At 67.0% G+C, this 20,315-nt stretch carries 20 protein-coding genes; 9 read left to right on the top strand and 11 right to left on the bottom strand.

What is annotated here, in order from left to right:
• Positions 1-57: 57 nt before the first annotated feature.
• Positions 58-1,410 carry a guanine deaminase gene (gene guaD / locus HLH25_RS09560; protein ID WP_182973843.1) on the bottom strand — a complete coding sequence of 451 codons (1,353 nt, stop codon included), beginning with the start codon at positions 1,408-1,410 and terminating at the stop codon, positions 58-60.
• 85 nt (positions 1,411-1,495) lie between these two features.
• A complete protein-coding gene (locus tag HLH25_RS09555; protein WP_375271481.1) occupies positions 1,496-3,682 on the bottom strand; it encodes an FUSC family protein in 2,187 nt (728 codons plus the stop codon).
• A 135-nt stretch (positions 3,683-3,817) separates the two neighbouring features.
• On the opposite strand from HLH25_RS09555, the gene HLH25_RS09550 reads away from it, so the two are divergent.
• A complete protein-coding gene (locus HLH25_RS09550) occupies positions 3,818-5,230 on the top strand; it encodes an amidohydrolase family protein (protein WP_220791758.1) in 1,413 nt (470 codons plus the stop codon).
• A gap of 9 nt (positions 5,231-5,239) precedes the next feature.
• Here the strand turns inward: HLH25_RS09550 and HLH25_RS09545 are convergent, their stop codons facing one another.
• Positions 5,240-6,190 (bottom strand): ribokinase, encoded by a 951-nt coding sequence (locus HLH25_RS09545; protein WP_182973842.1) that lies wholly within the window; start codon positions 6,188-6,190, stop codon positions 5,240-5,242.
• Positions 6,191-6,331: 141 nt separating this feature from the next.
• Between HLH25_RS09545 and HLH25_RS09540 the strand changes: the two genes are divergently transcribed.
• The 4 genes from HLH25_RS09540 to HLH25_RS09525 are packed head-to-tail and all read left to right on the top strand — an operon-like array spanning position 6,332 to position 8,517.
• Complete coding sequence (locus tag HLH25_RS09540) at positions 6,332-6,820, top strand: MucR family transcriptional regulator (RefSeq protein WP_182973841.1); 489 nt, start codon at positions 6,332-6,334, stop codon at positions 6,818-6,820.
• A gap of 36 nt (positions 6,821-6,856) precedes the next feature.
• Complete coding sequence (gene sppA / locus HLH25_RS09535; protein WP_182973840.1) at positions 6,857-7,795, top strand: signal peptide peptidase SppA; 939 nt, start codon at positions 6,857-6,859, stop codon at positions 7,793-7,795.
• Positions 7,796-7,815: 20 nt separating this feature from the next.
• Positions 7,816-8,115, top strand: coding sequence for an integration host factor subunit beta (ihfB, locus tag HLH25_RS09530; RefSeq protein ID WP_182973839.1), 300 nt, complete (start codon positions 7,816-7,818; stop codon positions 8,113-8,115).
• A gap of 57 nt (positions 8,116-8,172) precedes the next feature.
• Complete coding sequence (locus HLH25_RS09525) at positions 8,173-8,517, top strand: hypothetical protein (protein WP_246401874.1); 345 nt, start codon at positions 8,173-8,175, stop codon at positions 8,515-8,517.
• 292 nt (positions 8,518-8,809) lie between these two features.
• On the opposite strand, the gene HLH25_RS09520 is transcribed toward HLH25_RS09525, so the two are convergent.
• The 3 genes from HLH25_RS09520 to trxB form a co-directional block, all read right to left on the bottom strand.
• Complete coding sequence (locus tag HLH25_RS09520; RefSeq protein WP_182973838.1) at positions 8,810-9,025, bottom strand: hypothetical protein; 216 nt, start codon at positions 9,023-9,025, stop codon at positions 8,810-8,812.
• 36 nt (positions 9,026-9,061) lie between these two features.
• Positions 9,062-9,949 (bottom strand): LysR family transcriptional regulator, encoded by an 888-nt coding sequence (locus HLH25_RS09515; RefSeq protein ID WP_182973837.1) that lies wholly within the window; start codon positions 9,947-9,949, stop codon positions 9,062-9,064.
• Positions 9,950-10,041: 92 nt separating this feature from the next.
• The gene (trxB, locus tag HLH25_RS09510; RefSeq protein WP_182973836.1) at positions 10,042-11,001 is read right to left on the bottom strand and encodes a thioredoxin-disulfide reductase; all 960 of its coding nucleotides are present in this window, start codon (positions 10,999-11,001) and stop codon (positions 10,042-10,044) included.
• Positions 11,002-11,163: 162 nt separating this feature from the next.
• Here trxB and HLH25_RS09505 point away from each other — a divergent pair, with 162 nt between their 5' ends.
• From HLH25_RS09505 to HLH25_RS09495, 3 genes are all read left to right on the top strand, one after another.
• Positions 11,164-11,658: an Lrp/AsnC family transcriptional regulator gene (locus HLH25_RS09505; RefSeq protein ID WP_114727977.1), complete on the top strand. Its 495-nt coding sequence runs from the start codon at positions 11,164-11,166 to the stop codon at positions 11,656-11,658.
• A 68-nt stretch (positions 11,659-11,726) separates the two neighbouring features.
• Positions 11,727-12,818 (top strand): glycosyltransferase, encoded by a 1,092-nt coding sequence (locus HLH25_RS09500; protein WP_182973923.1) that lies wholly within the window; start codon positions 11,727-11,729, stop codon positions 12,816-12,818.
• Between the two features lie 29 nt (positions 12,819-12,847).
• A complete protein-coding gene (locus HLH25_RS09495; protein WP_246401864.1) occupies positions 12,848-14,278 on the top strand; it encodes an ArnT family glycosyltransferase in 1,431 nt (476 codons plus the stop codon).
• 7 nt (positions 14,279-14,285) lie between these two features.
• On the opposite strand, the gene HLH25_RS09490 is transcribed toward HLH25_RS09495, so the two are convergent.
• The 4 genes from HLH25_RS09490 to HLH25_RS09475 all read right to left on the bottom strand — a co-directional run bounded on the left by HLH25_RS09490 (position 14,286) and on the right by HLH25_RS09475 (position 17,887).
• Positions 14,286-14,642 (bottom strand): response regulator, encoded by a 357-nt coding sequence (locus HLH25_RS09490; RefSeq protein ID WP_182973834.1) that lies wholly within the window; start codon positions 14,640-14,642, stop codon positions 14,286-14,288.
• Complete coding sequence (locus tag HLH25_RS09485) at positions 14,639-15,136, bottom strand: NUDIX hydrolase (protein ID WP_182973833.1); 498 nt, start codon at positions 15,134-15,136, stop codon at positions 14,639-14,641. The genes HLH25_RS09490 and HLH25_RS09485 overlap by 4 nt, the downstream gene beginning before the upstream one ends.
• A 156-nt stretch (positions 15,137-15,292) precedes the next feature.
• On the bottom strand, positions 15,293-17,209 hold the full coding sequence (locus tag HLH25_RS09480) for a CocE/NonD family hydrolase (RefSeq protein WP_375288970.1): 1,917 nt from the start codon (positions 17,207-17,209) through the stop codon (positions 15,293-15,295).
• 177 nt (positions 17,210-17,386) lie between these two features.
• Positions 17,387-17,887, bottom strand: coding sequence for a hypothetical protein (locus tag HLH25_RS09475; protein WP_310889082.1), 501 nt, complete (start codon positions 17,885-17,887; stop codon positions 17,387-17,389).
• A gap of 186 nt (positions 17,888-18,073) precedes the next feature.
• On the opposite strand from HLH25_RS09475, the gene guaA reads away from it, so the two are divergent.
• Positions 18,074-19,696 (top strand): glutamine-hydrolyzing GMP synthase, encoded by a 1,623-nt coding sequence (gene guaA / locus HLH25_RS09470; RefSeq protein ID WP_246401845.1) that lies wholly within the window; start codon positions 18,074-18,076, stop codon positions 19,694-19,696.
• A 419-nt stretch (positions 19,697-20,115) separates the two neighbouring features.
• On the opposite strand, the gene HLH25_RS20000 is transcribed toward guaA, so the two are convergent.
• On the bottom strand, positions 20,116-20,315 hold a 200-nt coding region (locus HLH25_RS20000; protein WP_220791757.1), incomplete at its 5' end, for a hypothetical protein.

The following is a 20,315-nucleotide window of genomic DNA, read 5'->3' as shown; positions in this document are numbered from 1 at the left end:
GTCAGGCGCGGATTTGAAGGCTGTTCTCGCCCACCAGCGCATATTTACGTCATGCTCTCAGGGCATCCCGCTGTCATCGGCGTCCCGATCGTGGACCAGCGCACCGGCCACGTAGGTCGCGCGAACGCTGCGGTCATCGCCCAGCATCATCAGCACGAACAGCAGGTCCTCGATCGTTTCGCACTGTTCGGCGCGCTGGGCCATCAGCGGCGTGGCGCGCGGGTCGAGCACGCACAGGTCGGCTTCCATGCCAGGGGCGATGGTGCCGATGCGGTCGTCCAGATACAGCGCGCGGGCGCCGCCGGCCGTCGCCAGCCAGAAGGCCTGGGCCGGGTGCAGGCGCCGGCCGGTCGATTGCGCGACCTTGTAGGCTTCGTTCAGCGTCTGCAATTGCGACAGGCTGGTGCCAGCACCGATATCGGTGCCCAGGCCCACGCGCACCGGCCGGCGCGGGTCAAGCGCGTCGAACAGGCGAAAGGCGCCGCTGCCCAGGAACAGGTTCGAGGTCGGGCAATGCGCCAGCGCGCATCCGGCCGCGTGACAGGTATGGAACGTGCCCTCATCGACATGGACCCCATGGCCCAGCACGCTGCGCGGCCCGACCAGCCCGGCATGGGCATAGACGTCGAGATAGGAAGCGCGGTTGGGAAACAGGTGGCGGATCCATTCGACCTCCGCCAGGTTTTCCGACAGGTGGGTCTGCATGAACAGCCCTTCGCGCTGGCGCAGCAGGCTCCCCGCGAGGTCGAGCTGTTCTTCGGTGCTGGTGGCGGCGAAGCGCGGGGTGACGGCATAGAGTTGCCGCCCGTGCTGGTGCCAGCGGTCGATCAGGGCAAGAGATTCGTCATAGCCACGCTGGGGCGTGTCGCGCAGGTTGGCGGGCGCGTTACGGTCCATCAGTACCTTGCCCGCGACCATGCGGGTATTCAGGCGTGCCGACTCGGTAAAGAACGCATCGACCGACTGGGGGTGGACCGTGCAGTACACGGCGGCGCTGGTGGTGCCGGCGCGCAGCAGTTCGCGCAGGAAACGACGCGCCACGTCGGATGCGTAATCCGGGTCGGCATAACGGGCTTCGGTGGGGAACGTATAGCGCTCCAGCCATTCCAGAAGCTGTTCGCCATAGGCCGCGATCATCGGCAGTTGCGGATAATGGACATGGGTATCGACGAACCCGGCCGAAATGATGCCCTCGCGCCAATGCGTGACCGGGGTGTCGGGTGGCAGCGTGTCGCGCAGTGCGTCGAAGGCGCCGAACCGCGTGATGCGCCCATCCTCGATCAGGATCAGGGCGTCGGCTTCATACACCAGCGCCCGCGCCGGATCGTCCATGAACGGATCGGCGCCGAAGGTGACGGCGCGGCCGCGCAGGGCATGACGGGCGGGCGTGGGGGGCAGGGACGGGATCATGATCGGGGTACTCGGTCTGGCTCGATCCGGTCAGTGTTGCCTGTTTTGTGCCGGCAGGAAAAGGCGGCACGCCGGGCGGACAGGTCTAGGTGGGCGGACGATAGGACGACGACGTATCGAGAAACGTCGCATTGGCGTCCAGTTCGTTCGAAATGACCAGCAGATAGGCAATGGCGCGGGTCAGTTCGATGCGGGCACCGATATTGGGTTCCCTGGCCTCGATGCCGCGCAGGCTGGCGACGGCAAGGCGGGCCGCCTGCGCCGTGCGGCCGTGCTTACCGGTGAATTGCGCCATCCGGCGCAGGACAAGCAGCAGCGGGCGGTGCGCCCGGAGCGGAAGCTGGTCGCGGGCCAGGACGGTGCGCACGCGGATGATGTTCAGCCCGATCGTCATGACCGAGAGCGTACCTTGCAGATAGGCTTCGATCGTCGGTGTCGGGGTGGGGCCGGCATGGCGGATCAGCCGGGCGAAGCGGTCGGTGTTCAGCCCGATCCAGTCATGGGTCTGCGGAATGGGCATCGCCGACGCCAGATGGTGCAGGTCGTACAGATTATGTTCGCGCATGCGCAGGCGCTCGGCCCGACTGCTGAAAGGCAGGATGGTGCGGAAGATCAGCACGGAGAACCCGATGCTGGCCAGCAGCGAGAGCGAGGAATTGAAATACGCGATCTCGTTCAGCCGGCCCTGGTTCGACGGGCCGATCAGGTTGGAAAGGAAGAGGGTATAGGACGCGGCGGCCCCGGCGGTGGCCGGATTGCGGGTAGCCAGCCCGCCGGCGAACATCGGCAGTGCCAGGCAGGCCGCCAGAACCTCGAAATCCGCCGGACGCGGCAGGATCAGCATGACCAGGACGAACGAGACCCCGACCGCCCACACCGCGCCAAGCAGGAAGTTCATGGTGCCCAGGACCGGGTTTTCGCGGGTGGCGAACAGGCCGCAGGTCAGGGCGACCATGATGATGAAGGCCAGGCCGCTCGGCCAGGCCGTGATTTCCCAGATCAGTCCCGCCGCGGTAATCGCGACGGCGGCGCGAATGCCGTTATGGGCCGCCTCCTTGAGGTCGCGATGCGCTTTCAGGCGGAAGTGGAAACGGTCTCCCCGGATGACGCGGTGGCTGGCATCGAATTCCTCCAGCGCCTGCTGGAGTTCCGCCAGCAGTTCCTCCAGCGCGCTGTGCAGGATGCGCCCGTCCAGCAGCGACTGGATCTCGGGGCTGTCGGGCGGGTGCTGGCCGCTGCTTTCCTCGGTCAGCGCATTGACGATCTGCTGGCGGCAGACACCGCGCAGCGCGCGCAGGTCGGCCAGCACCTCCGGCAGGTCCTCGTCCTGTTTCAGGCGAGGCGGCAGGCCCTGAAGATAGGTGCGCACCAGCAGCGACGTTTCGGTAAAGCCCGCGTGGGCCGTACCCAGCGCGCGCAGGCGCGCGGTCATGCCCAGCCCGCGCGACAGCAGCACCGACACCGTGGCCAGGGCCGCGCGCGCATGATCGCCCTCATGCCCGTGCGGCCCCATCTCGATCTCGCTGAACTCGATCTGGTCGTTGATCGTCAGGATGGTGCCGAACAGGGCGCGCGAACGGACGAAGGCTTCCTCGTTGCCGGCCAGCAGGTCGGCAATGGCGTTGGAGGAACTGGTCAGGGCCGAGAGCAGCTTCTCGCGAATATTGCGGCGCGCGGTATCGGCCAGATTATGGGACAGCAGGCCGGCGATCAGACTTTCGCACGCGATGCCCAGCACGATGTAGGTCGAGCGCGACATCGCGATCATGAACACGTCGTTCGGGTCGCGTACGGCATCCAGCGCGATGATGGCGCAGGTATAGCCCGACAGAACCAGCGCGTAGGAGCGGAAGTTGCGCACCAGCGTGGCCACGCTGCAACATAACCCGATCCATATGCCGATCGCCGGAAAGAACAGCCACGGCGCCTGTGGAAAGGCCGCCACCAGCGCGACGGCGGAAATAGCGCCGATGGCCGTGCCCACCAGACGCCATCGCGCCTTCGACAGGCTTTCGCCGCGCGATCCCTGCGCGACGATCCACACGGTCATCGGCGCCCATTGCGGGTCGTCCAGTTCCATCCACATCGCCAGGATCAGCGACAGGATGGCGGCGGCGGTCGTGCGCAGCGCAAAGCCGACGGCATCGGCCTTGGGGGCATATAGCCACCGCAGATGGCTCAGCCGCCCGGCTCCCGGTGGTCGGAGAGTCGGCGGGCGCCATGACAGGAGGCGATCCAGCATGCTGAGGGCAAAGGCGGGGAAGACGGGCACGGCGTGAGGGGTATCCGGCGGCAGGGGCAATTCACGATTAGACTAGGTCACGCTTCTCCGGGACGATAGCCAGACTGTGTATATCAGTCATAAGCGGCGGCAGTCGCATGGCCGAACCGCCGCAGGGAGAGATGAATGACCGATCAATGGCCCGCTCCACATCGTTCCGGTCCCCATGCATGGGCGGATCTGCGGAACTGCGTGGTATCCGGGGACTGGTTCCATGCACCGGTCGCCGGCCGGCTGGAGCGGATGGCGGGCGGATTGCTGGAAATCGGTGCCGATGGGCGGATCGCCGCGGTCTGCCACGCGGGCAGCGAAGAGCATCGCACCCTGGCGCGGGAGGCGGCACAGGCAGGCCGACTGGTGACGCTGGACGGCCTCCTGATCCCCGGCCTGGTCGACCTGCATGTGCATGCGCCGCAATATCCGCAACTCGGCAAGGGCCTGGACCAGCCGCTGGAGGTCTGGCTGCAACGCTATACCTTCCCGCTGGAAGCGCGCTACGCCGACCGCCTGTTCGCGCGGTCGGTCTATCGGCGCCTCGTGGCCGACCTGCTGGCGGGGGGCACCACCACGGCGCTGTATTTCGCCAGCCGGCATGTAGAGGCGACGTGCGAGCTGGCCGATGCCTGCATCGAGGCCCGGCAGCGGGCGCTGGTGGGGCGCGTGGTGATGGACAATCCCGACCAGTGCCCGGATTTCTATCGCGACGCCTCGGTGGCCGAGGGCGTGGCCGCCACGCGGGCGGTCGCGGCGCATATCGCGGCTCACCCCGCCAATGCCGGATGGGTGCGGCCGGTGATCACGCCGCGCTTCCTGCCCTCATGCACCGACGACATGCTGCACGCACTCGGCGATCTGGCCGGTGAGTGCGGTTGCCATGTGCAGACCCATTGCGCCGAAAGCGACTGGGCGCGCGATTACGGCCAGGCCCGCTTCGGGCACAGCGATATGGAGGCACTCGACCGTTTCGGTCTGCTGACCCGCCATACGGTGCTGGCCCACGGCAATTTCATCACCGCGTCTGACATGGATCTGCTGGCCCGGCGGGGTGGGGCGGTGGCGCATTGCCCGCTCTCGAACGCTTGGTTCGCCAATGCGATCTTTCCGCTGCGCGTCGCGCTGGACAAGGGCGTGCGGGTGGGGCTGGGGACCGATATCGCGGGCGGCCCTTCAGCCTCGATGATGGGGACGATGCGCATGACGGTGGCCGCGTCGCGTATGCTGCGCGACGGCGTGGACCCTGACCGGCCGGCGGCGGAGCGCGGCCGGCCGGGGAGCGCGGTGGACATGATGACGGCTTTCCATCTGGCCACGGCGGGCGGGGGCGACGCGCTGGACCTGCCGGTGGGCCGCTTCGCGCCCGGCCAGCATTTCGATGCGCTGCGCATCGACCCAGACGCCCCGCTGGGCACCATGCGGCTATGGGGCGACGAGAGTGACGAAGACCTGCTGGCCACGGCGCTCTATACGGCGTCGCGCGCCAATATCACGCATGTCTGGACCGATGGGCAGCAGACAGGGCAGGGGCCGCGGCCCGCATAACGCCGCCGCCTATGCCGGCTGCGCGGTCAGCAGGCGCTCGACCTCCGGCCGGGTTGGCGCGGCGTCCGAGGCGCCCCGGCGTGTGGTGGCCAGGGCGCCGCAGGCGGCCGCGTAGCGCGTCGCGCCGGCCAGATCCATGCCCGACGACAGCGCGACCGCCAGGCCGCCATTGAAGCAGTCGCCGGCCGCCGTGCTGTCCACGGCATCGACAGTAAAAGGCGGCACGAATCCATGTCCGTATTCGTCCGAATACAGAACGCCCCGCGCGCCCAGTTTCACGATGGCGCGCCGCAGACCCAGGCGGTGCAGCCTGTCGGCCGCATGGCGTGCGCTTTCCGCGTCATGCGGGCGCAGGCCGGTCAGGCGTTCCGTCTCGGTTTCGTTCGGTGTCATCAACTCGGCGAGGGGAAACAGGTCGGGAGGCAGGCCATCCTGCGGCACCGGGGCGGGGTCGAGAATCAGCCGCGCGCCGGCCTGCATAACGGCCTGGGCTGCGGCGCGCAGCGCGTCCAGCGGAATTTCGCATTGCATCAGTACGATCGTGCCCGGTGTCAGAAGGGGCACCAGGCGGGCGATGTCGGTGCCGTCGATCGCCATGTTGGCACCGCCCACGACGACGATCGTGTTTTCGCCGCCCGAGTCGGTACAGATCATCGCGAGTCCCGTCAGGTCGCCGGCCGAGCGGTATAAATTCTCGGCGCCGACACCGTGCCGCCGGAGCGAATCGGCCGCGAAATCAGCCAGTGGATCGTCTCCCGTCCGGCCCACAAGCCGCACATCGGCGCCCAGCCGGGCCGCCGCGACGGCCTGATTGGCGCCTTTGCCGCCCAGGCCGAGCCCGGCATCGTGTGCATGCAAGGTTTCGCCCGGAACGGGAAAGTGATTCACACGTGCGCTGATGTCGATATTGACGCTTCCGAACGCGATGATTGACGGGTTATTACTTCTTGTAACGCTCATCGTCGGTCGTTCCCGTTAAAAATAAAAAATGTTTCGTAAGAATTATTTGTCTGCGCTGCCATTTCAAGATACTTATGATAGAGAAGCGACGCGAATCGCGTGATGTCGTAAGAAGTCATAATAACAGAATGGGATTTCGGTATGTCGGAAATCGAGCAGGGTGCCTCTTTGTTGGAACTCACGGCGCAGATCGTATCCGCGCATGTTTCGAACAACAGCGTAGTCGCCGATGGCGTGCCTGATTTGATCCGGCAGGTCTATCAGGCGTTGACCTCGCTCGGCCAGGTCGCGCCGGAACCTGAGAAGCTGCAACCCGCAGTGCCGATCAAGCGGTCGGTCTTCCCGGACTACATCGTCTGCCTCGAAGACGGAAAGAAGCTGAAGATGCTCAAGCGGCATCTGCAAAGCGCCTACGGCATGACGCCGGACCAGTATCGCGAGCGTTGGGGCCTGCCCACGGATTACCCGATGGTCGCCCCGAACTACGCCGAACGCCGCTCCACCCTGGCGCGGGAAATCGGGTTGGGCCGCAAGATCACCGCGACGGTGGAAGAAACGCCGACCGAGAGCGACGCGGCCGCCAAGCCGGCCGCCCGCCGTGGGCGCAAGCCGGCCGCGCCGCAGGAGTAATGATGCGGTTCGCGTCGCGGATCGCCCGGCGGTCCCATGGCTGATCCCGATCTGGTGGTCGACCGGTTGCGTCTGCGCCGCCGGCTGATCTTCTGGCGAGTGGGGGCGGTGGCCGCCTTCGTTCTGGCCTGGCTGGGGCTGGGTGGTCATACGCTGTTCCATCATGCTCCCATGATCGGCAGCGACCACCTGGCCAGGGTTCGGGTCAGCGGGATCATCGGGTCGGACAATCGCAAGCTGATCGACCTGATCGACCGCGCCGCAAAGGCCGACAGGGTGCGTGGACTGGTGCTGTCGGTCGACAGTCCGGGCGGCTCGGTCAGCGGTGGCGAGGCCCTGCACGACGCGGTGGCCCGCTTCGCCGCGCGCAAGCCCGTCGTGGTGACGATGGGCGGGGTCGCGGCCTCGGCGGGTTACATGATTTCGGTGCCGGCGCAGCGTATCTTCGCCGGCCAGTCGACCCTGACCGGGTCGATCGGCGTGATCATGCAGGCCCCGGATGTCTCCGGCCTGCTGGATCGCGTGGGTGTGCGGGTGGACGAACTGGTGTCCGGCCCGCTGAAGGGGCAGCCTTCGGCCGTCCAGCCGCTGTCGCCTGAAGGGCGGCAAATGCTCCAGGGCGTCGTGGCGGACCTGTTCGACCAGTTCGTCACGATGGTCGCGGACGGGCGGCATATGCCGGTCGACAAGGTGCGCACGCTGGCCGACGGGCGCCCCTATACCGGCCGGCAGGCGCTGCCTCTGGGGCTGATCGACCAGATCGGCACCGAGCGCGACGCCGTGGCTTGGCTGGCCCGCAAACAGCACCTTCCCGACACGGTTCCTGTTGTCGATCTGAAGGCGCCGGCCAAGGGGAAATGGATCTCGCGACTGACGCGCAGCATGCTCAGCGTCATTCTTGGTGAGGAATGGGCGGGATCTGTGGTATCGCAAGGTGTTGCGCTCGACGGAGCGGTCGCGCTCTGGAAACCTTGAATCGAAACGGGACAAGACGGATGACCAAATCGGAGCTGATTGCCGAACTGGCTGCTGCCAATCCGCACCTTCTCGGCCGCGATGTCGAACTGATCGTTCAGACGATTTTCAGCGAGATCAGCGGGGCCCTGGCACGCGGGGACCGGGTGGAACTGCGTGGATTCGGGGCGTTCACGGTCAAGAAGCGTGATGCCCGCACCGGCCGCAATCCCCGCACCGGCGAAATGGTGGCGGTGGATGAAAAGGTCGTTCCGTTCTTCAAAGCCGGGAAGGAACTGCGCGAGCGGGTCAATGGCGGCGTCGATTCCGGGGAAGACTGACCGCCCACCCAGGACGGGTGCGATGTGGCGCACCTGCGCGCGTCCGACGGATTGTTCTTGATACGTTCCAGGCTTGGCTGCTACCAGTTCTTCTCCATGATTGGCGCCGGACGGCGAGGGTGCGTGAGCGTGCGGGACGTAATCTCTGGTCTTCTTGCGGTGTGTGTCTCGGCGTCCTGCGTTGCCGCGCCGGCCTGGGCCGGCACCCGCACGCATCATCATCATCGTAGCGGCCTGGCAGCGCATCTCTGCGCATCGCATGACGCGGTGATCGGGACGCACGGCCACAGGCTGCGGGCCATCGGCCAGCGGCACTATTTCGCCCCGATCGGGCAGGCCATGTATTATCGCGACAAATCGCATCGCTGCCGGCTCGGGCGCACCGCCCACCGCCATAGCTGAACGCCAGGAGCAGGGCAGGGGAGCGGCTGCGCGCCGTCACCCCTCGTGGGGCGCCGCGGCGTGCGTTGCTGAAGGTCAGTTTCGATGCCGCTGCTCGCGGTGGCCTGACGGCAGTCTGTTGCGGCCAAGGCTTACGGCCCACGGGGCCGCTCCTTCCGCCGCCCCCAAAACTGCCACCAGACGCGCGGCGATGGCTGCGCTTCCGCGCACCATCAGAAGCTTTTGAAACGGCCTCAGTGCCAATCTGTCGAAGGCGCCGGAAAGCGCCTTCAGCGGGGTCTGTGACAGACTCTTAGAGGGGTCGGTGGGCTCGGTCGATGAGGCGCCGCCAGACAGAGCGCGCCTGGGCCAGCACGGGATTGGGCTGCGCCTGCGGGGCGGAGGCGGCCTTGCGGGTATCATCCTTGCGGGCCAGCCAGTTATCCAGGCTCACGCCGGCCTTCGCGGCCCGGCGGGCTTCGTAGGCCTGCTTGCCTGGGGCGTTGCCCTGCTTGTCGCGGCTGCTCATCGGTCCTGCGGTTCCTTGCGGATGGTGTCGGCCCGCTTAGTGATGGCGGCCATTGATTTCCGACAGCAGGAAATCGCGGAACACGGCAACCCGCTTGGAGGTGCGCAGTTCTTCCGGATAGACGAAATAGGCATCGACCGTCGGCAGCGGGATGTCGGGCAGGACCTTGACCAGATGCGCATGCGGCCCGGTCGCGTAAAGCGGCACCGAGCCGATTCCGACTCCGGCCGCGATGGCCGATGCCATCGCCGGCAGGCTGTTGACTTCAAGCCGCGCGCCCCGCTTTTCGTCGGACGGCACGCCAGCTTCCGCTAACCAGTTGATGTGCGGAACCGGCGGATGATACCCGCCGAACAGCACCAGCTTGTGGGCAGACAGCTCGTCGAGGGTCTGGGGGGTGCCATATTCCTCCAGATAGCTGGGGGCGGCATAGATCGGCAGCGGGAAATCCGCGAGGTGACGCTGGATCAGGTCGGGCTGGCGCGGCGGATGCATCCGCACGGCGACATCGGCCTCGCGCATGCCCAGATCCAGGTCGTTATCTTCCAGGATCAGGGTGATCGTGATGTCGGGATTGGTTTCCATGAACCGATGCAGGCGCGGCGTCAGCCAACAGGTGCCGAAGCCCGTCGTCGTCGTCACGCGCAGGCGGCCGGCAGCCTTTTCCTTGCTCTCGGTCAACAGCGACTGCGTCATCGCCAGTTTCGAGAACACTTCCCGCACGGTCTGGTTCAGGGTCTCGCCCTGCTCGGTCAGGATCAGGCCACGGGCGTGGCGATGGAACAGCGGAACCTGAAGGGCTTCTTCCAGTGCCGAAATCTGTCGCGAAACCGCGGACTGGCTAAGGTTGAGCACGTCGCCCGCATGCGTGAACGAACCGGCCTCGGCCACCGCATGAAAAATACGGAGTTTGTCCCAGTCCAATGCTACGCTCCGATCCTGACAGGAGGAAATAGTGAAACCAAAGTTACTTTTGGTGACCGAAACGGGCCGTCCGGTCAAGGATTTGATGGAGGTCAGCCCGGTATTCCAGCCAGGAAACGTTCCGCTTCCAGCGCCGCCATGCAGCCTGTTCCCGCAGCCGTGATCGCCTGGCGGTAGATCTTGTCCTGAACATCGCCGGCCGCGAACACGCCGGGCACCGAAGTGCGGGTTCCCCCTGGCTTCGTCACGATATACCCCTCGTCGTCGGTTTCGATCTGGCCACGGAAGATGTCCGTGTGCGGCGCATGACCGATGGCGACGAAGACGCCGTCGACCGACAGATTTTCCGAAGCGCCGGTTTCAGTGTCGCGCAGGGTGATGCCGGTCACCACCGGCGGCTCGCCGTCCGCGACAATCTCTTCGGCCACCCGGTTCCACTTCACCGTGATCTTGGGGTGCGCGAACAGCCGGTCCTGTAGAATCTTTTCGGCACGCAGGCTGTCGCGCCGATGGATCAGGAACACATGCTCGGCATGATGGGTCAGGTACAGCGCCTCTTCCACCGCCGTATTGCCGCCGCCGATAACGGCCACCGTACGGCCGCGATAGAAAAACCCGTCACAGGTCGCGCAGGCCGAGACTCCGGCGCCCTGATATTCGGTCTCGCCGGGAATGCCCAGCCACTTCGCCTGCGCTCCGGTCGCGATCACCACCGAGCGGGCGAGATAGACATCGCCCGAATCGCCGACGAGGCGGAAAGGTTCGTCAGCTTTACGCTCGGCCAGCGCGCATTCCGTAATGATGTCGTGGATGATCCGCGTGCCGACATGGGCAGCCTGCGCGGCCATCTGTTCCATCAGTTCCGGGCCCTGGATGCCACGGGCGAAGCCCGGATAGTTCTCCACGTCCGTCGTGATCATCAACTGGCCGCCGGGCTGGAGGCCGGCAACCAGAATCGGCTTCAGGTTGGCGCGGGCGGCGTAGATGGCGGCGGTGTAGCCGGCGGGGCCGGCACCGATCACGAGCAGGTCGGTGGAATGGGTATGGGTCATGGACTCCGCGCCGGTCTGTTCAAGCTGCATGGGATATGGCCGCGCGGCGCGCCGGGCACAAGCCGTCGCGGGGGCTGATGTCGGAAGCGGGATACTCTTTTCGGCGCGCGGCGCATACCGTATCCTGTGGTTTGATATTCAGGGACGGACAAAACTGACGTGATGGATCTGGATGCGATTGACCGTCGGATCGTAGCGGAACTCCAGGCGGATGGCCGCATGACCAACGTGGAACTCGCGCGTCGGGTCGGCATTTCCGCCCCACCGTGCCTGCGGCGCGTACGCCGGCTGGAGGAAGAAGGGCTGATTCGCGGCTACCATGCCGACACCGACGCGGCGCTTCTGGGATGGACGATCACCCTGTTCGCCCTGATCGGGCTGGACAGCCAGAAGGAAACGGTCCTGACCGCCTTCGAGGCCCAGGTGGCCGGCTGGCCCGAGGTGCGCGAGTGCCACATGATCCGGGGGGGCGGCGATTTCCTGGTCCGGCTGGTGGCGCGCGACGCGGCGCATGAAAACCAGTTGACGCGCCGCCTGACCGAAAGCCCGCATGTCAGCCGGGTTCAGACATTGCAAACCATCCGCACCTCCCTCAGCCGCGCCGGCGTGCCGGTGCAGCCGCTGGCCCAGCCTTTCGGCGATACAGACGGCGCATGATGTCCGTCCGGGGCCAGGTCGGCCCCGCATCGGGGGATGGCGCTGGAGAGACGGCAGGCGCCGGCCCGATGCGTCCGGCGCCGGAGATCAGCATCGTCGTGCCCTGCTATAACGAGCGGGCCAATGTGCGTCCGCTGGTGGCGGCCCTCTCCCACGCTCTGGCCGGCCGGGATTGGGAAGTGATCTTCGTCGACGACAATTCGCCCGACGGCACGATCGACGAGGTCCGGGCACTGGCCGAACGCGACGGCCGTGTGCGCGGACTGCTGCGCGTGGGGCGGCGCGGCCTGTCCTCGGCGGTGATCGAAGGCGTGCTGTCTTCCTCGGCGCGGATCGTCGCCGTCATGGATGGCGACATGCAGCATGACGAATCCTGCCTGGGCCGTATGATCGACGCCGTCGCGGGCGATGGCTACGACATCGCGGTCGGCAGCCGCCATGTGGCCGGCGGCGACAATGCCGGCCTGGCCAGTGGCTGGCGGACATTCCTCTCCGATTCCGGCATCCGCCTGGTGCAGATGACCCTGCCGGTCAGGCTGGGCGATCCGATGAGCGGCTTCTTCGCCATGCGCCGCGACCTGTTCGCGCAGACGGTGCCGCGTCTGTCGGGCACGGGCTTCAAGATCCTGCTGGATGTGTTCCTGTCGGCACCCCGGCGGCCCAGGGTGCTGGAGGTGCCGTTCGTCTTCCGCCCCCGCGCGGCGGGCGAGAGCAAGCTGGATATTCTGGTGCTGGTGCAGTTCGTGGCGATGCTGGCCGACAAGCTGTGCCGGGGATTCCTGCCGACCCGGTTCATCGCGTTCTCGCTGGTGGGGCTGGCCGGCATCCTGGTCAACCTGGCGGTGCTGGAGGTGGGGCGGCGTCTGGGCGCCGATTTCACCACCGGCCAGTGGCTGGGCACGCTGGTGGCCATGGTGACGAATTTCTGGATGAACAATGCGCTGACCTATCGCGACCGGCGATTGCGCGGCGCGCGGATGTGGCTGGGGCTGGCGCTGTTCATGGTCATCTGTTCGGCTGGCGCCATCGCCGATGTCGGGATCGCGCGGGCGATTTTCAGTCGTGACGGACAATGGGGCCTGGCGAGCACCGCCGGGGCCGCGATCGCGGTGGTGTGGAATTATGCCGTGTCCTCGACCCTGATCTGGCGCGTGCGGTGACCGGCGGCGCGGAGAGGGCCGGCCCCGACTTGTCGCGATGGGGCCTGGCCCTCATCGGGGTGACGGTCGTGCGCCTGCTGGTGGCGGCTTGCACGCCAATCTCGCCCGACGAGGCCTATTACTGGGTCTGGTCGCGCGCGCTGGCACCCGGCTACCTGGACCACCCCCCGATGGTGGCGCTGTGGATTCGTGTGGGCACCGCCCTGCTGGGGAACGGTGCGCTGGGCGTGCGGCTGCTGGGTCCGCTGTCGGCGGCGATCGGCACGCTGTTCCTGGCCCTGGCCGCCCGCGATCTGGGATCTGGCGACGAGCCGCCGTCCGGCCGGATGGTGCGGGCGGGCGTGCTGCTCAACGCCACGCTGGCGCTGGGCATCGGCGCGGTGATGATGACCCCGGATACGCCGCTGCTCTTCTTCATGACGCTGGCGCTGTGGGCATTGGGCCGGCTGCTGGCCACTGGTCGGGGGGCATGGTGGCTGGTGCTGGGGGCGGCGCTCGGCCTGGCGTGCGACAGCAAATATACCGCCGTGCTGCCGGGTGGCGGCCTGGCCCTGTGGTGCCTGTGCAGCCGCGCCGGCCGCGCGTGGCTGCGCACACCGTGGCCGTGGTGCGGGGCGGTGTTGGCCGCGATCCTGTTTCTGCCGGTCATCCGCTGGAACGAAGCGCACCATTGGGCCAGCTTCGTGCGCCAGGGCGGCCGGGCAGGGGACTGGCGACCGGCACGGGCCGTGCAGTTCCTCTCGGAACTGGCAGGCGGCCAGCTTGGCCTGATGACACCCTTGATCGCGCTGGCATTCGGCGCCGGCCTGTGGCGGGCGTGGCGACGGGCCGGCCGCGATCCTGGGGCGGCGGTGCTGCTGTGGTGGATCATCCCGGCCGGGCTTGTGTTCGTACAGCACGCGCTGGGCGATCGCGTACAGGCCAACTGGCCGGTGCTGCTCTATCCCGCCATGGCCATCCTGGCCGCGTCGCCGGTCTGGCGATTCTGGCGTGCGGGCGCGGCCCTGGGGTTCGCGCTGACGCTGCTGGTCTATCTCCAGTCCACGCTCGCGCCGGTGTCGCTCTCGCCGCATCTCGACATCACCTTGCGGCAGATGGCCGGCTGGCAGGGGCTGGCGCGGGCGGTCGACGGGCTGGCCGCGCCCGGCGGGTTCGTGGCGGCCGACGAATACGGGCTGGCGTCGGAACTGGCGCTGGCCCTGCCGCGCCGCGCCGTGATCGGCATCGAGCCGCGCTGGGCGCTGTTCGCCCTGCCGCGCCCGGCGGGGGGCAGCGGCGTCTTTCTGTGCAGCATGCGGCGGCTGCGCGATCTCGATCTGTCGCCGTTCAGCAGTGCCACGCGGATCGGCACGGTGGAGCGGGCACGCAAGGGCAATGTGGCGGAACGCTATGCCGTCTTCCGCGTGACGCTGGCGCCCGGTTCCCGTGTCGGCGCCGCACGCCTGCCGGCGGGGGAATAACGCGCCCCTATCCCGCCGCGCCGGCCAGCGCGGAGCGCACCAGATCCAGCAAGGCGCGGACCCGGAAGGGTTTTTCCAATGTGGGGCCGGGCGCGAAGGCCGCCAGCCGTGCCGGGTCGCCGCTGATGGCGATCACGGGAATGCTCGCCGTTTTCAACCGGGCGACCAGACGGTCCGGCGGCCCGTCGGGCAGGGAAAGGTCGAGAATGGCCAGGTCGATCGCTCCCCGTTCCATCGCGTCCAGGGCGGCCTGCACGCCCGCGCAGGCGGTAACGCGCAGGTCCGAGGCTTCCAGCGCCGTGCGGATCAGGTCGGCAATGGCGGATTCGTCTTCCACCAGCAGGATATGGCGGCCGGATGTCATGATGCATGGTCCTCTGCGGGGATAAGGCGGCGGAGATCGCCACCGGGGACCGGCCATGGCGCGACCCCCCGGTCGGAAAGCGCCAATGTGCCCAGTTCCAGCAGTCCGGGGCTCATGCGTTCGGGTGCGGCGCGGATCTGGTCGAGCGAGAACCAATCGACGGCAACCGCGTCATCGGCGGCACGGATATCGGTCTGGCCGGAATCGGCGCAACGCACGACGGCGATGACGTAATGAAAGCGCAGGCGGCCCTCGGGCATGCGGTCCAGCACGTCGAACGCGGTCAGCACGCCCTGCGCGCGGGTCACGAACCCGGTTTCCTCGCGCAGTTCGCGTTCCGCCGCCTGGAACAGGGTCTCGCCATGCTCGATCCGGCCGCCGGGAAAGCCCCATAGCCCCTGATCGGGCGGATTGGCCCGCTGGACCAGCAGCAGGCGCGCCCCACGGACAACGACGGACAGGATGGCGGCCGACACGATGGAGGAAGCAGTCATGCGGCGATCTTAACCGCATGCCCGCCTCCGGCGCCACCATGCCGGGCGGCTATCAGCCTGAGAGCCTGACCGCAAATGCGCGCTGGCGGCGTGTCCTCCGCGAAGCACAGGAAACGCGCGCCGGGTTTCCCCCGGCGCGCGCGTCCGGTCAGGCTGTCAGGGGACGACCGGCAGCCAGATGGCGGTGGATTGTTCTCCACCCCGATGGATGGTCTGGGTGGCGGCGACATAATCATGCGCCGTGGCGCGCAGCACGCTGGGAACGAAGGTCTGCGGGTTGCGGTCATAGAGCGGGAACAGCGAGGACTGGATCTGCACCATGATCCGGTGTCCGGGCTTGAACACATGATTGACCGCCGGCAGCGTGAAGCGATAGCGCGCCGTCGCGTTGGGCACCGCGGCCACCGAATGGTCGAACCCTTCGCGGTAGCGACCACGGAAGATATCCATCGACACCGCCAGTTCGTATCCGCCCATTTCCGGCCGGTCGCCGTCGGTGGCGGGCATCACGTCGATCAGCTTCACCACCCAGTCGGAATCGGTGCCGCTGGTCGCCGCGAACAGGTCGGCCACCGGCACGCCACTGACGCGGACCGACTTGGTCAGCACCGGCGTTTCATAGGTCAGCACGTCCGGGCGGCTCTCGGCGGGGCGCTGGTCCTGTACCAGCCAGGTCTTCCAGCGCGGCCCGTCGCTCGCGAAATTGAACGGGCGCTCCACGAACGGCACCGGATGCGCGGGGTCGGATACGTAGGAATCCTGCCCCGTGGCCGGATGGTCGAACGACAGGCTGTAGCCGGCCTGGAGATAGAGCGGCTTCAGCTTCTGGTCGCAGCCCTTGTCGTCGCAGGCCAGCGGCCAGTGCGGGAAGCGGTCCCAGTGGTTCTCGCCGGAATTGTAGATGATGGCTTCCGGCAGATGCGCGTCGGGCGATCCGGGGCGCAGATACTGGTTGAAGAAGGGCAGCAGCACCTCGGCGCGGAACTGATGCGCGGTGTCGCCATTCCAGTGCAGCGGGCCGAGTTCCGATCCGTCGTAATTCACCTGGCTGTGGCGCCACGGACCCATCACCAGCACGTTGGGCACGTTCGGGCGGGTCGCCTTCAGCGCCTGCCAGGAATGGATGGCGCCCCACATGTCTTCCTGGTCCCACAACCCCTGTTCCCAGAGGATGGGTACGGTCAGCGGATGGCGGGTGATCAGCTTGTCCAGCGCCTGATCCTGCCAGAATGCGTCATAATCCGGATGGGCCAGCATGCGCTGCCACCACGGAAACTGGTCCAGCCCGGCGGCGGAGGCGAACTGCGCGGCCGAGCCCGCGCGCAGGAAGTTCGTATAATCGTCGCGATCGACACGCGGAATGGAAGAGCCCGAGCCGCGCTCCGTCATCTGGTCGGTAAAATAATCGAGCCCACCCTGGCGGAAGGCGCCGTAATGGTACCAGTCATCGCCCATCCAGCCATCGACCATCGGGCTTTCCGGGGCCGCGACCTTCAGCGCCGGGTGCGGGTTCAGCAGCGCCATGACGACGGTGAAGCCTTCATAGGACGAGCCCAGCATGCCCACCCGCCCGTTGGATTGCGGCAGGTTGTGCACCAGCCAGTCGATCGTGTCCCACGCATCGGTCACTTCGTCGGTGTGGGTGGGGTTCAGCGGGCCGCGCACCGGGCGCGTCATCACATAATCACCCTCGGACCCGTATTTGCCGCGAATATCCTGGAACACGCGGATATAGCCGGACTCGACGAACACATCGTCGCCCTGGGGCAGCAGCGCGCGCATGGTCAGCGCGTCCTCGACCCGGTTGAGCCGCTGCGAGGCGTGATAAGGCGTGCGCGTCAGCAGGATCGGCGCATCATGCGCGTCACGCGGGATCACGATCACCGTATGCAGCTTCACCCCGTCGCGCATCGGGATCATGACCTCGCGCTTGACGTAGTCGCGCGCGGCGGTGGGGAAGGTGACGTGCGCGGGAATGTCGCTACCCGTCTGCACCGTCAGGGACGACGCGGCGGCCGGAGCGGCCGGCGGAGGCGGCGGGGCGGCGTAGCCCAGGCTGCTGGTCAGGCACAGGGCGGCCGCCAGGGCGATCGCGCCGCCTGAGCGATGGAAGGAAGGGGTCAAGCGTGGCGCTCCTGCTCTGTCCGCCGTTGCGGAGATGTCACGTTTTTCGCGTGTTCGCACCATGTCGCAACCCGATGGATCAGGCAACCGGCCATCATCGTGGCGCATGCGTCCATCGCGCCGGTTTCAGTGACCCATGAAATGGTCCATGGCATGCGCTTGCGGGCGGGTGAGCACGACATGGGCGCGACAGCGCGGCGTGCCATACGTGCCCTGAATGGTGGCACCGTCGGGCGTGCCTTCGAATACCATGGGAAAGGGCTTGCGGTTCATGTCGCTCAGCACGAGCTGCGCGTGGAACCGGCCCGGCGTCGCGTCGCGCTGCCCGCGCAGGGTATGCACGCCGTCGGCAGGCGTGAAGGCGATGCGCCTGCTCTCGATCTGCAAGGTGGAGGGGGCGCGCGTCTCGGGGCAGATGCCGCGTTCGGCGACCAGCGTGCCCGTCCAGATGCCCACCGGGTCCCTGGCGGCGTCGGTCGCCGGCTCCGCCGCCCCGGCCGGCGTCATGCAGCCTACCGACAGGCAGCCCACCGACAGGGCGAGGATGAGGGCACCGGCAATCGCCGCGCGCCCATGGCCGCGTGAACGCGAGGGAAGCAGAGGGCGGTCCAGTCGAAAGAGGGGCACGTTCGGGCTCCGTAACACCTTGGGTCTGCCCTCCAATATGGGCGCGCGCGGCCCGGCGGACCATAGGGTGCCCCCGGCAGCGGGCTTGCACTATACTCTGTGTCGACGCATATCCGGCTCCTGCACGGCCCGCCCGGTCCGCGCAGCGCGCCCTGCGACCGTAACGCCGCGACCGAAAGAGCAACGATGAGCGACGATGTGAAGACCGCCGGTTCCACCCAGACCCTGCCCCAGGATACGACGACGTTCGACGCGGCGTTGCATCAGGACCGGATTCTGATCCTGGATTTCGGCAGCCAGGTCACGCAGCTGATCGCCCGCCGCGTGCGCGAGAGCGGCGTTTATTGCGAGATCTGGCCGTTCTCCACCGACGAGGCGAAGATCCGCGCCTTCGCCCCGCGCGGCATCATCCTCTCGGGCGGCCCGGCCAGCGTGCTAGACGACAACGCGCCGCGCATTCCCGATGTGGTGTTCGCGCTGAACGTGCCGGTGCTGGGCATCTGCTACGGGCAGCAGGCGATGTGCCTCCAGTTGGGTGGCGCGGTGGAAACCCACGCGCATCGTGAATTCGGCCGGGCGCATGTCGATATCGTCGAGGATTGCGCGCTGTTCCGTGGCACCTGGACGCGAGGCGGGCGCGAGCAGGTCTGGATGAGCCATGGCGACCGCGTGACGAAGCTGCCGCCGGGCTTCCGCGCCGTGGCCGTCAGCGAGGGCGCGCCCTACGCCATCATCGCGGACGAGGGGCGGCGCCTGTATGGCGTGCAGTTCCACCCCGAGGTGGTGCATACGCCGCACGGCGCGGCCCTGCTGCGCAATTTCACCCACGGCGTGGTGGGCTGCCAGGGTGCCTGGACCATGGCCGGCTTCCGCGACATGGAAATTGCCCGCATCCGCCAGCAGGTCGGCTCGGGCCGGGTGATCTGCGGCCTGTCGGGCGGTGTGGATTCCTCGGTGGCGGCGGTGCTGATCCACGAGGCGATCGGCGACCAGCTCACCTGCATCTTCGTCGACCCCGGTATCCTGCGTGCCGGCGAGGCCGACGAAGTGGTCAAGACCTTCCGTGGCCGCTTCAACATCAAGCTGATCCATCGCGATGCATCGGACCTGTTCCTGTCCGCCCTGGAAGGGGTGACGGACCCGGAGGTGAAGCGCAAGACCATCGGCCGCCTGTTCGTCGAGGTGTTCGAGGAAGAGGCCGCGAAGCTGGGCGGCGCGGAGTTCCTGGCGCAGGGCACGCTGTATCCGGACGTGATCGAAAGCGTCAGCTTCACCGGCGGCCCGTCGGTCACGATCAAGTCGCACCACAATGTGGGCGGCCTGCCGGAACGCATGAAGATGCAACTGGTCGAGCCGCTGCGCGAACTGTTCAAGGACGAGGTGCGCGCACTGGGCCGCGAACTGGGCATCCCCGAAGCCATTGTCGGCCGTCACCCGTTCCCGGGTCCGGGCCTGGCCATCCGCATCCCTGGCGCGATCGACCGTGACAAGCTGGCCCTGCTGCGACAGGTCGACACGGTCTTTCTGGAGGAAATCCGGGGTGCTGGCCTGTATGATGCGATCTGGCAGGCATTCGCGGTGCTGCTCCCCGTCCGCACCGTCGGCGTGATGGGCGACGGCCGCACCTACGATTACGCCTGCGCCCTGCGCGCGGTCACCAGCACCGACGGCATGACCGCCGATGTCTATCCGTTCGACATCGGCTTCCTGAATCGCGTCGCCAGCCGCATCGTCAACGAAGTGCGCGGCATCAACCGCGTCACCTACGACATCACCTCAAAGCCGCCCGGTACCATCGAGTGGGAATGATCCCGCGTCTGGCATAGGGTGGCATCACCCGGCATAAAAGTGCTTCAAAGCCCGCAGAAATGCGGGCTTTTTTGTTTTTTGGTCCGGCATTGTCTGGCATCAAATAGAGAGGTGATGTTGTGGACGGCCCCCGCACGGAATGTGCGAAGGTGAGATTGTCGCCGTCTGCAACGCATGGAGCCATGTGTGGACGGCCCTGACGATGCAAGTGGAAAGTATGACTTTGATGGTCGGGTGCAGCCATGTGTCCGGCCTGTTTGTGCAGCCCGGCGGCTGCTGGCCCTGATGAAGTCCGCGGATCGGATCCCTGATCACCTCTGCGCGCTGTTGCTGCGCTTGGCCCCCTCGGGTTTGTCCTCTCCCCGGCCTGACCGGTTCGCCATCACATCTCACCACTCCGCACATTCACCTTCGTCACGTTAACCCGCATTTCTCACACGCTGATGTGGGGCGGTCTGACGGAGCGCCGTCAGCTGGTTGCGAGCGGTTCTGATCTGTTTTCGTAACAGGAAACCGAATTTTGGGCACGCGCCATCCATGCCCGCTTTGACGGGGATCAGACGCGTGGGCATGGCGCCTTGCGGTGTCTGTTTCGTCAGCGGGCGGCGTTTGTGAGCAA

Origin of the sequence: Gluconacetobacter dulcium (genome assembly GCF_014174165.1) — a bacterium.
GTDB classification, from domain to species: Bacteria; Pseudomonadota; Alphaproteobacteria; order Acetobacterales; family Acetobacteraceae; genus Gluconacetobacter; species Gluconacetobacter dulcium.
This window is presented reverse-complemented; position numbering and strand designations above follow the sequence as displayed.

Excerpts from the sequence above, each read along its gene's own strand:
- guaD (WP_182973843.1), bottom strand. The coding sequence starts at position 1,410 with ATGATCCCGTCCCTGCCCCCCACGCCCGCCCGTCATGCCCTGCGCGGC.
- HLH25_RS09550 (WP_220791758.1), top strand. The coding sequence starts at position 3,818 with ATGACCGATCAATGGCCCGCTCCACATCGTTCCGGTCCCCATGCATGG.
- HLH25_RS09545 (WP_182973842.1), bottom strand. The coding sequence starts at position 6,190 with ATGAGCGTTACAAGAAGTAATAACCCGTCAATCATCGCGTTCGGAAGC.
- HLH25_RS09540 (WP_182973841.1), top strand. The coding sequence starts at position 6,332 with ATGTCGGAAATCGAGCAGGGTGCCTCTTTGTTGGAACTCACGGCGCAG.
- sppA (WP_182973840.1), top strand. The coding sequence starts at position 6,857 with ATGGCTGATCCCGATCTGGTGGTCGACCGGTTGCGTCTGCGCCGCCGG.
- ihfB (WP_182973839.1), top strand. The coding sequence starts at position 7,816 with ATGACCAAATCGGAGCTGATTGCCGAACTGGCTGCTGCCAATCCGCAC.
- HLH25_RS09520 (WP_182973838.1), bottom strand. The coding sequence starts at position 9,025 with ATGAGCAGCCGCGACAAGCAGGGCAACGCCCCAGGCAAGCAGGCCTAC.
- trxB (WP_182973836.1), bottom strand. The coding sequence starts at position 11,001 with ATGACCCATACCCATTCCACCGACCTGCTCGTGATCGGTGCCGGCCCC.
- HLH25_RS09505 (WP_114727977.1), top strand. The coding sequence starts at position 11,164 with ATGGATCTGGATGCGATTGACCGTCGGATCGTAGCGGAACTCCAGGCG.
- HLH25_RS09500 (WP_182973923.1), top strand. The coding sequence starts at position 11,727 with ATGCGTCCGGCGCCGGAGATCAGCATCGTCGTGCCCTGCTATAACGAG.
- HLH25_RS09490 (WP_182973834.1), bottom strand. The coding sequence starts at position 14,642 with ATGACATCCGGCCGCCATATCCTGCTGGTGGAAGACGAATCCGCCATT.
- HLH25_RS09485 (WP_182973833.1), bottom strand. The coding sequence starts at position 15,136 with ATGACTGCTTCCTCCATCGTGTCGGCCGCCATCCTGTCCGTCGTTGTC.
- guaA (WP_246401845.1), top strand. The coding sequence starts at position 18,074 with ATGAGCGACGATGTGAAGACCGCCGGTTCCACCCAGACCCTGCCCCAG.